Origin of the sequence: Streptomyces sp. A0642 (assembly GCF_004795105.1) — a bacterium.
Classification (GTDB): domain Bacteria; phylum Actinomycetota; class Actinomycetes; order Streptomycetales; family Streptomycetaceae; genus Streptomyces.
On record NZ_SSBL01000022.1, the window covers coordinates 79,403 to 93,556 of the forward strand.

The window sequence follows — 14,154 nt, forward strand, 5'->3', positions numbered from 1 at the left end:
CCCACGCCCCCGGAGGATCCGATGACCGATCTGCACCCCTTCATCGCGGGGCTGCCCAAGGCCGAGCTCCATGTCCATCATGTCGGCTCGGCCTCCCCCCGCATCGTGGCCGAACTGGCCGCGCACCACCCCGACTCCAAGGTCCCCACCGACCCCGAGGCGCTGGCCGACTACTTCTCCTTCACGGACTTCGGCCACTTCATCGAGGTGTACCTCTCGGTCGTGGACCTGATCCGCACCCCGGAGGACGTCCGGCTGCTGACGTTCGAGGTCGCCCGCGACATGGCGCGGCAGAACATCCGCTACGCGGAGCTGACCGTCACCCCGTTCTCCTCCACCCGCCGCGGCATCCCGGGGCCCGCCTTCATGGAGGCCATCGAGGACGCCCGCAAGGCCGCCGAGGCCGAGCTCGGGTTGGTCCTGCGCTGGTGCTTCGACATTCCGGGAGAGGCCGGTCTGGAGGCCGCGGAGGAGACCACCCGCCTCGCCGTGGACCTGCGCCCGGAGGGGCTCGTGTCCTTCGGGCTGGGCGGCCCGGAGATCGGCGTGGAGCGGCCGCAGTTCAAGCCGTACTTCGACCGGGCGATCGCCGAGGGCCTGCACTCCGTGCCGCACGCCGGGGAGACCACGGGACCGCAGACGGTCTGGGACGCGCTGACCTCGCTGCGCGCCGAGCGCATCGGCCACGGCACCAGTTCGGTGGGCGACCCGAAGCTGCTGGCGCATCTCGCCGAGCACCGCATCGCCCTGGAGGTGTGCCCCACCTCCAACATCGCGACCCGGGCGGTCAAGGACATCGAGCAGCACCCGGTCAGGGAGATGGTGGAGGCCGGCGTCCTGGTCACCATCAACAGCGACGACCCGCCCATGTTCGGCACCGACCTCAACAACGAGTACGGGGTGGCCGCCCGCCTCCTGGGCCTCGACGAGCGGGGCCTCGCCGCGCTCGCCAGGAACGCCGTGGAGGCGTCCTTCCTCGACGCGGCCGGCAAGCGCGCGCTGTCCGCCGAGATCGACACGTACACGACGAACTGGCTGGAGCAGACCGGCCGGTGATCCCTCAGCGGTGACAATGGCCCCATGGCCACCCCCCTCACCCCTGTCACCGCCGTCGCGCACCGCGGCGATCCCTATCGCGTGCGCGAGAACACCCTCCTCTCGATCCGCTCCGCCCTCGAACGGGGGGCGGACGCGGTCGAGATCGACGTCCGGGTCACCCGCGACGGGGTGCCGGTCCTGCTGCACGACGCCACGCTGGAGCGGCTGTGGGGCCATGACCGGCGACTGGACCGGATCACGCACCAGGACCTGACCGGGCTGACCGCGGGCTCGGTGCCGACGCTCCGCGAGGCCCTGCTCCTCCCCGGGGCGCACCGCCTCATGCTCGACCTGCCCGGGTCCACCGATGACTCCGTACGCAGGACCGTCGGCGTGGTCCGTGAGTGCGGGGCCGCCGAGCGCGTCTACTACTGCGCGGGACCCGAGGCGATGCTCCGGGTGCGGGCCGCCGACCCGTCCGCCGAGATCGCGATGACCTGGACGACGCTCGCGCCGCCCCGGAAGGCGCTGCTGGACGCGGTGCGGCCGCGCTGGCTGAACTACCGGTTCGGTCTCGTGAGCAGGGAGCTGACCGACCGCAACCACCGGGACGGGCTGCTGGTGTCGGCGTGGACGGCGGACACCGGCCGCACGATGCGCAGGCTGATCCGGCTGGGCGTGGACTCCCTCACCACCAACCGGATCGACGTCCTGCACAAGGTCATCCGCAACTCCGCAGCGAAACAAGGCGCTTGACCGGTCCGGCATCATGGACCCGATCTCATCGCCCCGATGACAGGCCGGCGCCAAGGAGCCAGACGTGACCGCCCCCCGCAGCAATTCCCTGCCCGCCCGAGTCCGTACCGACGTCGCCCACAACGCCCGGGTCTGGAACTACTGGCTCGGCGGCCACGATCACTTCCCGGTGGACCGGGCGGTCGGCGACCACGTCACGGACCTGTATCCCAGCATCGGCGAAGTGGCCCGGGCGGACCGGGCGTTCCTGGGGCGGGCGGTGCGGTATCTGGCCGGTGACGCGGGCATCGGCCAGTTCCTCGACATCGGCTCCGGCCTGCCGACAGCGGACAACACCCACGAGGTCGCCCAGCACACCGCGCCCGACGCCCGGGTCGTCTACGTCGACCACGATCCGATCGTCCTGGCCCACGCCCGCTCGCTGCTGACCAGCTCGCCCCAAGGAGCCACCGAGTACATCGAGGCGGACGCCCGGCGCCCGGAAGAGATCCTTCGGGCGGCCCAGCCGACCCTCGACCTGGAGCGCCCGGTCGCGGTCATGCTGCTGGGCATCCTGAACTTCGTCCTCGACACGGACGAGGCGCTGCACATCGTCCGGAAGCTCATGGCCGGGGTGCCTTCCGGCAGCTTCCTGGTCCTCACCCATCCCACGCTGGAGCTGGGCGGCGAGGGCAACGAGGCCGCGATGAGGTTCTGGAACGAGAACGCCACTCCCCCGATCACCGCCCGCGGCCGTTTCGAGTTCGCCGCGTTCCTGGACGGCCTGGACCTCGTCGATCCGGGCATCGTCTCGTGCGCCCGCTGGCGGCCCGCACCCGGCACCCGTGACGCGGAGGTCGCCCAGTTCGGCGTGGTGGCACGGAAGCCCTGAGGCCGCGGCCCGTGAACGGGCCCGGATCGCCCGGGAGATGCACGGCATCCTGTCCCATGCGGTGAGCCTGATGACTGCTGGAGGCGAGGCTCACACCGCCCGGCGCCTCGGTGCGGGAGTACGGCACGGGCCGGCCCGCCGCGTTCGGCGCGGGTCTCTCGGTGATGACGCCGGGCGGACGCCAGGTCTGGGGCGGGACAGGTGGCCGCCGGGGGTACAGCACGGCCATCGCGGCCACCCCGCGCCCTGTCCCGGACCCTCGTCCACAGCGTCAACGCGACGGACGCGAAAGGCGGCGACAGGAACGCCACGGCGACGAACATCGTGGTGGCGGCGTTGGGGGCCCGTCCGCCGGGTGACTCAGACCGCCGGAACGGACGCTCCGGCGGGCGCCGGTTCCGGTGCCCGCTCCATGGCCTCCAGCCGCTTGATCATCCGGCGGACGATCAGCAGCGGGATCACACCGAGGACGCCGAACGACATGTCGATGACCGACCACCAGAAGGGGATGCCGCGGATCGGACCGCAGATCAGGGCGAGCGGGATGATCCCGGCGCACGCGATCATGCCGAACTCGATGACCCAGATGTTGCGGACCGGATCGCGGTAGGGCCCGTAGAAGGCGACCGCGATCACGAGATGGGCGAAGGCCAGCCAGTCGGTGCCGTAGAGCACGAAGGGGTACGCGGCATCCGCCTCGTCCAGGCCGGTGCGGACCCGGGTGATCCACTCCATCAGGGCCGGGAAGTGCTCGGGGACGGGCGACGCCGAGGATTTCAGCAGCTCCTCGGCCCAGTGCAGCTCGTGGACGAGCGGAAAGGCGGTGAGCCCGCTCAGTACCAGGCAGACGAGGAAGGCGGCCAACCACACGCGGATACGCCTCTGCAGGGCGCGTCGCTCGCTCATGCCCGCAGCGTACGCCCACGTTCACCGGCCCTTCACGCCACCCCAAAGGCGCCTTCACAGGCCGACGACGGCGTTCCACTTCTTGGCGAAGCCAGCGCGTTCGTCCGAGGTGATGTCGCGGGCGATGGCCAGCCGCTCGCGCATGCCGTCGTCGGGGAAGATCAGCGGATCCTCGGCCAGCGCGGCGGTCTCCGCGTCCTTGGAGGAGGCCAGGACGTCCCGGGCGGCAGGGACGGGGCAGACGTAGTTGACCCAGGTGGCGAGTTCGGCGGCGACCTCGGGCTCGTAGTAGTAGTCGACGAGTTTCTCCGCATTGCGCTTGTGGCGGGCCAGGTTGGGGATCATCAGGGACTCGGCCCAGAGCTCGGCCCCCTCCTCGGGCACCACGAACTCGATCTCGGGGTTGTCGGCCTGGAGCTGGATGACGTCGCCGGAGTAGGCCTGGCAGGCGAGCACGTCTCCGGTGGAGAGGTCCTTGATGTAGTCGTTCCCGGTGAAGCGACGGATGTGCCGGCTCTTCACCAGCTTCTCCACCTGGTCGCAGACGTCGTGGAAGTCGTCGCTCTTCCAGCGGGTGATGTCGACGCCGTTGCCCTGCATCAGCAGGGCGAAGGACTCGTCGAGCCCGGACAGCAGGGTGACCTTGCCGCGCAGGTCGGACGCCCACAGGTCACTCGTGTGCTTGATCTCGCGGCCGAGCTTCTTGCGGTTGTACGCGATGCCGGTGATGCCGGACTGCCAGGGGACGCTGTGCGTCCGCCCCTCGTCGAAGGCGGGCGAGCGGAGCTGCGGGTCGAGGTGCTTCGCCACGTTGGGCTGCTTGCCCCGGTCCATCTCCTGGACCCAGCCGAGCCGGACGAAGCGCGCGGCCATCCAGTCGCTGATGACGACCAGGTCGCGGCCGGTCTGCTGGTGGTTCATCAGGGCCGGGCTGATCTTGCCGAAGAACTCGTCGTTGTCGTTGATCTCCTCGGTGTACGCGACGGAGATCCCGGTCCGCTCGCCGAACGCGTCGAGGGTGGGCCGCCGCGACTCGTCCTCGTCGTCGGTGTCGATGTAGAGCGGCCAGTTGGCGAAGTGGAGGGTGTGATCGCCGGCGGAGTAGTCGCGGCCCGCACGGTCGCCCGGCTCCACATAGGCGGCGGGGACCCCGCAGGCCGCCAGCGTGGCGCCGGCCGCTCCCGCCCCGGCGGCACGCAGCAGGGACCGGCGGGACATGGGGTGGTTCCGGATCGCTCTCACCTGCGCAGGATGCCGGTCTGCGCGTGCGGCGGACAATGGACCAACCGTCCAGCGCCGCACGCCGGTTGCACACAGCCTGTCGAGGCGTGAGCGGGCCGGGAGACACGGATCGGGGGCGTGCCGGGCGGTACGGAGACGGCCCCGGGCGGGTGCCCGGGGCCGTCTGCGTACCGAATGCCGCGACGGTCAGCCGTCGAGCGAGGTCATGACGTGCTTGATGCGGGTGTAGTCCTCGAAGCCGTAGGCGGAGAGGTCCTTGCCGTAGCCGGACTTCTTGAACCCGCCGTGCGGCATCTCGGCGACGAGCGGGATGTGGGTGTTGATCCACACGCAGCCGAAGTCGAGGTTCTTGGACATCCGCATGGCGCGGGCGTGGTCCTTGGTCCAGACGGAGGAGGCCAGGGCGTACTCGACGCCGTTCGCCCACTCCAGGGCCTGCGCCTCGTCCGCGAAGGACTGGACGGTGATGACCGGGCCGAAGACCTCGTTCTGGATGATCTCGTCGTCCTGCTTGAGCCCGGAGACGACGGTCGGGGCGTAGAAGTAGCCCTTCTCGCCGACGCGGTGGCCGCCGGCCTCCACCTTGGCGTGGGCGGGCAGCCGCTCGATGAAGCCGCTGACCTGGGCGAGCTGGTTGGCGTTGTTGAGCGGGCCGTAGAGCACGTCGTCGTCGTCCGGCTGCCCGGTCTTCGTGTCGGAGGCGGCCTTGGCGAGCGCGCTCACGAACTCGTCGTGGATCGACTCGTGGACGAGCACGCGGGTCGCGGCCGTGCAGTCCTGTCCGGCGTTGAAGTAGCCGGCAACCGAGATGTCCTCCACGGCCTTGGCGATGTCGGTGTCCTCGAAGACGACGACGGGTGCCTTGCCGCCGAGCTCCAGGTGGACGCGCTTGACGTCCTTGGCGGCGGACTCGGCGACCTGCATGCCCGCCCGGACCGACCCGGTGATGGAGGCCATGGCCGGCGTCCGGTGCTCGACCATCGCGCGGCCGGTGTCGCGGTCGCCGCAGATGACGTTGAAGACGCCCTTCGGCAGGATCTGCCCGATGATCTCGGCGATCAGCACGGTGGACGCCGGGGTGGTGTCGGACGGCTTGATGACGACGGTGTTGCCCGCGGCGAGCGCCGGGGCGAACTTCCACACGGCCATCATCATCGGGTAGTTCCACGGCGCGACCTGCGCGCACACACCGACCGGCTCGCGCCGGACGATGGAGGTCAGCCCCTCCATGTACTCGCCGGCCGAGCGGCCCTCGAGCAGCCGGGCGGCGCCCGCGAAGAAGCGGATCTGGTCCACCATCGGCGGGATCTCTTCGGTGCGGGTCAGCCCGAGCGGCTTGCCGGTGTTCTCGGACTCGGCCGCGATGAGGTCCTCGGCCCGCTCCTCGAAGGCGTCCGCGATCTTCAGCAGGGCGCGCTGGCGCTCGGCGGGCGTGGCATCGCGCCACGCCGGGAAGGCAGCGGCGGCGGCGGCCATGGCGGCATCGACGTCGGCCTCGCCGGACAGCGGGGAGGTCGCGTAGACCTCCTCCGTCACCGGGTTGACCACATCGATGGTCCGCCCGTCGGCGGCGTCCCGGAACTCGCCATTGATGTAGTTGCGCAGACGGCGCACCTCGGTGGTCACAACCACCCCTCCTGTCGACACGTCCAATGGGTGAGACGTCCAGCGTAACCGCTTGGGTAACGGTTTCGACATACCCACAGGCCGCGAACTTCGGATTCGGTGAGATCTGAGCCTCACGACAACGAATTACATCGATTGAGGGTTGCAAGACAGACGAGTCCCGGTGCAGAGTGGCTCCGTGGCCAGTCGCAGCGCAGACTCCAGGAACGGGAACGGATCGTCCCCAGCGGTCGATGCCGTCTCCCTCGCAATCATCGAGCAGCTCCAGGAGGACGGGCGTCGTCCGTACGCCGCGATCGGCAAGGCCGTGGGCCTGTCCGAAGCGGCCGTGCGGCAGCGCGTCCAGAAGCTGCTCGACCAGGGCGTGATGCAGATCGTCGCCGTCACCGACCCCCTCACCGTGGGGTTCCGGCGGCAGGCGATGGTGGGGATCAACGTGGAGGGCGACCTCGACCCCGTCGCGGAGGCCCTGTCGGCCATGACCGAATGCGAGTACGTGGTGATGACCGCGGGCTCCTTCGACCTGATGGTGGAGATCGTCTGCGAGGACGACGACCACCTGCTGGAGACGATCAACAAACGCATCCGGGCCATTCCCGGCGTGCGCTCCACCGAGAGCTTCGTCTACCTCAAGCTCAAGAAGCAGACCTATATGTGGGGAACCCGATAGCCGTGAGCAAGGACCTCAGCCGGACCGCGTACGACCACCTGTGGATGCATTTCACCCGCATGTCGGACTACGAGAACGCGCCCGTACCCACCATCGTGCGTGGCGAGGGCACCTACATCTACGACGACAAGGGCAAGCGCTACCTCGACGGGCTGTCCGGCCTGTTCGTGGTCAACGCCGGCCACGGCCGTCACGAGCTCGCCGAGGCGGCGTACAAGCAGGCGCAGGAGCTGGCCTTCTTCCCGGTGTGGTCCTACGCCCACCCGAAGGCCGTCGAGCTGGCCGAGCGCCTCGCGGACTACGCCCCGGGCGACCTGAACAAGGTCTTCTTCACCACCGGTGGCGGCGAGGCCGTCGAGACCGCCTGGAAGCTGGCCAAGCAGTACTTCAAGCTCAAGGGCAAGCCGACCAAGTACAAGGTCATCTCGCGTGCGGTCGCCTATCACGGCACCCCGCAGGGCGCCCTGTCCATCACCGGCCTGCCGGCCCTCAAGGCCCCCTTCGAGCCGCTGGTCCCCGGCGCGCACAAGGTGCCGAACACCAATATCTACCGCGCCCCGATCCACGGCGACGATCCGGAGGCCTTCGGCCGCTGGGCCGCCGACCAGATCGAGCAGGAGATCCTCTTCGAGGGCGCGGACACCGTGGCCGCCGTCTTCCTGGAGCCCGTGCAGAACGCGGGCGGCTGCTTCCCGCCCCCGCCCGGCTACTTCCAGCGGGTCCGCGAGATCTGCGACAAGTACGACGTGCTGCTCGTCTCCGACGAGGTCATCTGCGCCTTCGGCCGCCTCGGCACGATGTTCGCCTGCGACAAGTTCGGCTACGTGCCGGACATGATCACCTGCGCCAAGGGCATGACCTCGGGCTACTCGCCGATCGGCGCCTGCATCGTCTCGGACCGGATCGCCGAGCCGTTCTACGAGGGTGACAACACCTTCCTGCACGGCTACACCTTCGGCGGCCACCCGGTGTCCGCGGCCGTGGGCCTCGCCAACCTCGACATCTTCGAGCGCGAGGGCCTCAACCAGCACGTCCTCGACAACGAGAACGCCTTCCTCACCACGCTGCAGAAGCTGCACGACCTGCCGATCGTCGGCGACGTCCGCGGCAACGGCTTCTTCTACGGCATCGAGCTGGTGAAGGACAAGGTCACCAAGGAGACCTTCACCGACGAGGAGACCGAGCGCGTCCTGTACGGGTTCCTCTCCAAGGCGCTGTACGACAACGGCCTGTACTGCCGGGCCGACGACCGCGGCGACCCGGTCGTCCAGCTCGCGCCGCCGCTGGTCTCCGACCAGTCCACGTTCGACGAGATCGAGGGCATCCTGCGGTCCGTCCTGACGGAGGCCTGGACGAAGCTCTGACCGCCCGGGGCCTGTACGGAGTCGGCCCGCGGCGTCGCGGGAGGGCTCCCTGCAGGCCTTAGGCCGGACGGCCCACCGGCCGGCCCCGGCTTGACCACCGCTTGACCGTCCCGCGACGGCCCTCCGGCGGTCATTTCATACGGTCCAGACGGCCCGGATGCGCCCATTCGAGTGGGAAGAAGCGCACCCGGGCCGCGTGCTGTGCGCACACCGCGATCCGAATCCTTACGGTGCCGAGTGACCGATCGGCCCCGCCTTCGTTCCCCCGTACGGGGGAACGGGATTTCTGATCTGAACCGAGGTGTACGCCATGGTGGCCCCGCCGGACAACGACGTGATCTGGGCGCGTTCCCTGCAGCACTCCCACAACGGCTCACCCGCGCTCGGCGGAGTCTCCCTCGGGATCCGCGACGGCGAGATCCTCGCGGTGACCGGCCCGCGCGGCAGCGGCAAGACGACCCTGCTGCACTGCCTCTCCGGCCAGCTCGTGCCCCAGCAGGGCGAGGTGTGGTTCAACAGCGTCCCCGTCCACACCATGGGCCCCCGGCTGCGCGAGCGGCTGCGCCGCGACAAGTTCGGCTGGATCGCCCCCGAACCCCAGCTCGTCCCGGAACTGAACACCTGGGAGAACACCGCCCTGCCGCTGATGCTGCGCGGCACCGGGCGCCGCGAGGCCAAGAAGGCCGCCATGGAGTGGCTGGAGCGCCTCGACATCGGCATGTGCGCGCGGAAGCGCCCGCACACCCTCCAGCAGAGCCAGCGGCAGCGGATCTCGGTGGCCCGCGCACTCGCCGCCTCGCCCTCGGTGATCTTCGCGGACGAGCCGACCGCGACGCTGCACCGCACCGACCGCGCCCATGTGCTGCGCACCCTGACGAGCGCGGCCCGCTCGCACGGCATCACGGTGGTCCTGGCCACGCACGACGCGGAGATCGCCACCCTCGCCGACCGCGTGGTGCCGCTGCTGGACGGACGCCGGGTCGCCACGGTCGCCCTGCCCGCCGTGACCGATACGGAGGGCCGCGCGGCGTGCTCGCTCTCCGTCTAGCCCGCGGCTCCCATCCGCTGGTCCTGATGCGGCGGCTGCTGGTCGCGGCCGCGTCCGCCGGGGTCGGCTTCCTCCTGCTGTGCACGCTCGGCTACGCCTCCGGGCACCCGGCGCACTCCGCCGGTTCCGTACTGCGGCTGCTGTGGTGCTTGGTGCCGATGGCCGCCACGGTGCAGTTCGCGGTCGCGGTGGCGCGTACGGACCCGAGCACCCGCCCGCGCGCCGGACTGTCCGCCGTCGGTCTCGGGCCGGTGCGGCTCAGCGTGCTCGCCGCGGTCTCCACCGCCGTCTCGTGCACCCTCGGCTCGATGGTGGCGCTGCTCTTCTTCCTCCACCTGCGCGGCGATCTGTCCGGGCTGCCGTTCGACGGCGCCGCGGCCCGACTGCTGGGCGCCGAGGCGCCGCTGCCCGTGGCCGCGGTCCTCGTCCTGCTGGCCCTGGTGCCCGTGACCGCCGCGACGGCGAGCGCGCTGGCATTGCGCACCGCTCCGGTGCGGGCCGCGGGCACGGCGGAGGACGCCGAGGACCTGCCGCCCGAGGAGCAGATCCCGGCCCCGGCGGCACCGCCCACCGGGCTGCCCTGGGGCGTCGCCCTGACGGCCGCCGGACTCGCCGTCGAGGCGTACGCGAACCAGGGTTCGGCCGGCAGCCCGTTCCCGCTCCCCGGCAAGCTCGACTCCACACCGGCCTGGGTGCTCGTCGGCTGGACCCTGACGGCGATCGGTCTGGCCACGGCCGGGCCGGGGCTGACCTACCTGTGCGGGCGCCTGGTGCAGGCGGTGCGGCCCGGAGCCGTACGCCTGCTGGCGGGCCGGGTCCTGATGGACGAGGCGCACCGGATCGGCCGCCCCCTGGGAATCGTCTGCGCGGTTCTCTCCGCCGTCGTCGCCGTCTACGCGCTGTACGGGACGGGGCCCCGGCCCTTCGGCCCGCTCACCGCCCTCGGCGCCGTCCTCGTCATCGGCTGCACCACCGCGACGCTCCTGACGTCGGCGCTGGAGGCCAAGCAGGCGCGCGCCGAGACCGCGCGGGCGCTGCTGCGCCTCGGCGCACCGGCCTCGGCGCTGCGCGCGGCGACGGCGCTGCGGGCGGCCGCGCTGCTGCTCGTCTTCGCCCCGCTCACCTGGGCGATCGCCGAGCTGGCCGCACTGCCGCTGACCCCCTGAACCGCCGCCGACCGCTCGAACGGACCGGCCGGGGAGTCTCCCCGGCCGGTCCGTAGCATGAGGGCGTGGAAACCCCGGAAGCCAGCACACCCGCACCCGCACCCGGCGCCGAGATCGAGTCGCTCGCCGCATTCGACGCGGCGGTCGCCGCCGGTTCCCTGGCGGGTCTGCGCCTCCAGTCCCTCGATCTGACGGACCGGGGCGCGGCGCTGCTGGCGACGGACACCTCCGGCGCCGTCTTCCTCGGCTGCCCGATGGAGCCGGCGGCGGCCGAGAAGGTGCGGGCCGACGGCGCGTTCGTCTTCCCTCCGGTGCCGGGTCTGCCCTTCGATCCCTACCGCGGTCTGCTCTACTCGCCCGACGCCCTCTACGACGGGCTGGCGCGCGGCGGTTACGAGGCGACGCCCGACGCCCGCGCCTACCACTGGTTCAACCGCACCCGCTCCGACGGCGATGTCTTCGCCTCGATGCTGCGGGCGCTCCACGACGACGCGGTCTCCGACGCGCTGGACGAACTCCTCGACGGGGCGCGGGTGGCCGGCGTGATGGGCGGTCACGCGACGCCCCGGGGCAGCGCCTCGTACGCGGCGGCGGCCCGCCTCGGCAGGACCCTGGCCCGCAGCGGCCTGACGGTGGCCACCGGCGGCGGGCCGGGCGCGATGGAGGCGGCGAACCTCGGCGCCTACGCGGCCCCGCACCCCGACGCCATGCTGGACAAGGCGTGCGAACTCCTGGGCGCCGTCCCCTCCTTCGCTCCCTCCGTCACCGACTGGGCGATGGCCGCGTTCGCCGTGCGCGAGCGCTGGCCCGACGGCGGACGTTCCGTGTCGATCCCCACTTGGTTCTACGGGCACGAGCCGCCGAACCCGTTCGCCCGGGACATCGCGAAGTACTTCGCCAACGCCCTGCGCGAGGACGGGCTGCTGGCACGCTCGACCGCGGGCGTGATCTTCCTGCCGGGCGCGGCCGGCACGGTCCAGGAGATATTCGACAGCGCGACCCCCAACTACTACGGCTCGCGCGGCGATCCGTCCCCGATGGTGCTGGTCGGCCGGGACCACTGGACGCGGGAGCTGCCGGCCTGGCCGCTGCTCCAGGCCCTCGCGGCGGGCCGGCCGATGGAGTCCCGCATCGCGCTCGTCGACTCGGTGGAGGAAGCGCCCGAGGCGCTCGCGCGGCTGTCCTCGACGCAGGGCGCCGCTGGCGGGTGACGGCCGGTCGGCGCCGCGCTGGTGGAACCGGGGGGCGCTGATGCCGACGGCTGTCCACGACGGAGGCCCGGCGAAGCCGGGCCGATACCGTGACGGAGCGTCTCAGCGGTCGCGTGAGCCGATCAGCGGATGCGCGGCCGAAGGGGCGTGGACGGGGTCGGAGAGGCCGGACGTCTCCGGTGCCAGATCCGGCCTCGGGCCGGATGCCACGGCCTGCGCGGCCGGTTCGGGGAAGTAGTCGGCGTCCTTGGGGCGACTGCGCGCCAGTCCCAGGGGGCGGGGGGCGGGCTCGAGGTGGGGGATGTGCTTGGAGCAGTGCACGTAGGCCTCGTGGAGGGTGATGTGCGTCCACAGCACGGGGATCCGCCCCGGGGCGGTCTCGACGGGTATCCAGGGGTGGGCGGCGCGCAGTTCCTGGTCGCTGACGAGCTGGGCCGAGCCGTTGACGTGCAGTCCGATGTGGTCCCGGGTGAAGTCCATGAAGAGCAGACCGATGTGCGGGTTGTCGGCGATGTTGCCGGCGCTGGCCATGACGCCGTTCCCGCGGTACTCGGGGTAGGCCAGGGTGCGGTCGTCCAGCACGGAGACGAATCCGGGAGGGCCGGCGCGGAAGGTGGCGTCGCAGTGGCCACGGGCGTCGGCGGTGGAGAGGAAGACCATGGACTGGCGGCGGATGAAGTCACGCATGGCCGTGGTGAGATGCGGGTGGACCTGCCGGTCGTAGAAGGCGTCGGCGCGTTCGCTGGTGCCCAGATGGGCCTGCAGCAGGCGCTCCCCGTGCGAAGGCGTGGCGTCGTGGCGGGTCACGGCTGGTCGATCTCCTGACGGGGTCGGGGCGGAGTGAGGGGGGCGGTGAGAACGGGTGTGTCGAGCGGGTCGTGGTGAATGCGGGCCTGGGGGGTGCCCTGCTGCAGGAGGGTACGCACGGCCGTGGTGACCATGTCGGGCGGACCGCACAGGAAGGCTTCGTGCCGGTACCAGGGGCCGAACTCGCGCAGCACCTGCGGGAGTGTGCCCTGCTGCCCGGGGATGTGCTCGTGCGAGACCGCGGCCCTGACGGTCAGCCAGTAGTGGCGCTGGGCCAGGCGCAGCATGTCGTCGAGCCCGTACAGCTCCTGAGCGGTCCGTGCTCCGACGAACAGCTCCACATAGCGGCGCATGTCCAGGGCGGCGGCTTCCTCGATCAGGGCGCGGATCGGCGCCAGACCGGTCCCGCCGGCCACCAGCAACAGGTCGCGGTCGCCTGCCGCGGCGAGCGTCATCTCGCCCTGGGGAGGCCCGAGCCGCACCCGGTGGCCGGGGGCGGCGTGGTGAACCAGCGCGTTGCTGACCTGCCCCCCGTGGACGGCCCGGACGTGGAACGTCAGCGTGTTGTCCGTGCGCGGCGGGTGAGCGGGGGAATAGTGCCGCCAGGTACGCGGGTACCAGGGGGTCTCCATGCTCACGTACTGCCCGGCGGTGTAGGCGTAGGGCAGGTCGGGCTGCACGGTGATCTCGGCGATGCCGCTGCCGCGGTATTCGTGGCGGACGATCTGCGCTTCCCAGGCAGCCGGGCGCAGGCGCGTGTCGTCCTCGGCGGCTGCGGTCATCACCTGGGCGGCGACGGTGTAGGCGCGGCTCCAGGCCGCGGCGGTCTCGGCGTTCCACGCGGTTCCCGCGTAGCGGGCCAGGGAGGCCAGCAGGCAGTCACCCACCGCGGGGTAGTGGGCCTCCAGGGCTCCGAACTTACGGTGGTCCCGGCCCAGCCGGGAGCAGAACTGCACGAGGTTGTCGACGTCGTCGACCAGATCGATGATGCGCAGCAGTCCACGCAGCAGCCGGTCACGCTGGACGTCCATGTTGTCGGGGAACAACCCCCGCACTTCGGGGTGCCGGGCGAAGAGGATGGCGTAGAAGTAGACGGTCATCTCCGTGGCCTGGGGTGCGACCACCGCCAGACTCGTACGTACCAGGGAGATCTCCCGGTCTGTCAGCGGAGCCGATGTCACGACCGGCCCCCGAAGGGCGCGAGGCGCGGGCGCGTCCTCAGACGCCGGGCGGCAACGGGGCGGGGATGAGCGGGTTGTGCACATGGTGAGGGGGTCACCAGGTGTCTTGGATGTGCTGGCAAGTAGACGTTCGCAATCGTAGAAGGACGTTCCACGTCACTCGGGTTGAGAAAAGTGAAAGTGTGTTCGCCTGACGAGCCATTGTGCACAGGCTGCCAGGACAGGACCCACCCATGGCGTCTGCCCCCGATCCGCGAACAAACACAAT

At 71.0% G+C, this 14,154-nt stretch carries 13 protein-coding genes; 8 read left to right on the top strand and 5 right to left on the bottom strand.

Translation table 11 applies throughout. From position 1 onward, the window contains the following. Positions 1-21: 21 nt before the first annotated feature. The 3 genes from E6R60_RS28575 to E6R60_RS28585 all read left to right on the top strand — a co-directional run bounded on the left by E6R60_RS28575 (position 22) and on the right by E6R60_RS28585 (position 2,665). The gene (locus E6R60_RS28575) at positions 22-1,056 is read left to right on the top strand and encodes an adenosine deaminase (RefSeq protein ID WP_136329579.1); all 1,035 of its coding nucleotides are present in this window, start codon (positions 22-24) and stop codon (positions 1,054-1,056) included. A 24-nt stretch (positions 1,057-1,080) separates the two neighbouring features. After that, positions 1,081-1,794, top strand: a complete 714-nt coding sequence (locus E6R60_RS28580) for a glycerophosphodiester phosphodiesterase (protein WP_136329580.1) — start codon at positions 1,081-1,083, stop codon at positions 1,792-1,794. Positions 1,795-1,858: 64 nt separating this feature from the next. Beyond that, positions 1,859-2,665: an SAM-dependent methyltransferase gene (locus E6R60_RS28585; RefSeq protein WP_240802708.1), complete on the top strand. Its 807-nt coding sequence runs from the start codon at positions 1,859-1,861 to the stop codon at positions 2,663-2,665. Positions 2,666-3,025: 360 nt separating this feature from the next. Here the strand turns inward: E6R60_RS28585 and E6R60_RS28590 are convergent, their stop codons facing one another. The 3 genes from E6R60_RS28590 to E6R60_RS28600 form a co-directional block, all read right to left on the bottom strand. Beyond that, a complete protein-coding gene (locus E6R60_RS28590) occupies positions 3,026-3,571 on the bottom strand; it encodes a hypothetical protein (protein WP_206309538.1) in 546 nt (181 codons plus the stop codon). 54 nt (positions 3,572-3,625) lie between these two features. Next, entirely contained in the window at positions 3,626-4,789 is a 1,164-nt protein-coding gene (locus E6R60_RS28595) for a spermidine/putrescine ABC transporter substrate-binding protein (RefSeq protein ID WP_136329619.1), read from the bottom strand. 210 nt (positions 4,790-4,999) lie between these two features. Beyond that, positions 5,000-6,439, bottom strand: coding sequence for a gamma-aminobutyraldehyde dehydrogenase (locus tag E6R60_RS28600; protein ID WP_136329581.1), 1,440 nt, complete (start codon positions 6,437-6,439; stop codon positions 5,000-5,002). A gap of 178 nt (positions 6,440-6,617) precedes the next feature. Here E6R60_RS28600 and E6R60_RS28605 point away from each other — a divergent pair, with 178 nt between their 5' ends. The 5 genes from E6R60_RS28605 (at position 6,618) to E6R60_RS28625 (ending at position 11,898) form a co-directional block, all read left to right on the top strand. Further along, complete coding sequence (locus tag E6R60_RS28605; RefSeq protein WP_206309539.1) at positions 6,618-7,109, top strand: Lrp/AsnC family transcriptional regulator; 492 nt, start codon at positions 6,618-6,620, stop codon at positions 7,107-7,109. Next, positions 7,094-8,473 (top strand): aspartate aminotransferase family protein, encoded by a 1,380-nt coding sequence (locus E6R60_RS28610; RefSeq protein ID WP_136329583.1) that lies wholly within the window; start codon positions 7,094-7,096, stop codon positions 8,471-8,473. Before E6R60_RS28605 ends, E6R60_RS28610 begins: the two co-directional genes overlap by 16 nt. Positions 8,474-8,783: 310 nt before the next feature. After that, positions 8,784-9,521: an ATP-binding cassette domain-containing protein gene (locus tag E6R60_RS28615; protein ID WP_136329584.1), complete on the top strand. Its 738-nt coding sequence runs from the start codon at positions 8,784-8,786 to the stop codon at positions 9,519-9,521. Continuing rightward, the gene (locus E6R60_RS28620) at positions 9,503-10,687 is read left to right on the top strand and encodes a hypothetical protein (protein WP_206309540.1); all 1,185 of its coding nucleotides are present in this window, start codon (positions 9,503-9,505) and stop codon (positions 10,685-10,687) included. The genes E6R60_RS28615 and E6R60_RS28620 overlap by 19 nt, the downstream gene beginning before the upstream one ends. Positions 10,688-10,752: 65 nt before the next feature. Further along, positions 10,753-11,898, top strand: coding sequence for an LOG family protein (locus tag E6R60_RS28625; protein WP_136329585.1), 1,146 nt, complete (start codon positions 10,753-10,755; stop codon positions 11,896-11,898). Positions 11,899-12,000: 102 nt separating this feature from the next. Here E6R60_RS28625 and E6R60_RS28630 read toward each other — a convergent pair whose 3' ends face one another. Beyond that, complete coding sequence (locus tag E6R60_RS28630; protein ID WP_136329586.1) at positions 12,001-12,705, bottom strand: pyridoxamine 5'-phosphate oxidase family protein; 705 nt, start codon at positions 12,703-12,705, stop codon at positions 12,001-12,003. Beyond that, on the bottom strand, positions 12,702-13,886 hold the full coding sequence (locus E6R60_RS28635; protein WP_136329587.1) for a globin domain-containing protein: 1,185 nt from the start codon (positions 13,884-13,886) through the stop codon (positions 12,702-12,704). Before E6R60_RS28635 ends, E6R60_RS28630 begins: the two co-directional genes overlap by 4 nt. Between the last annotated feature and the right edge of the window lie 268 nt (positions 13,887-14,154).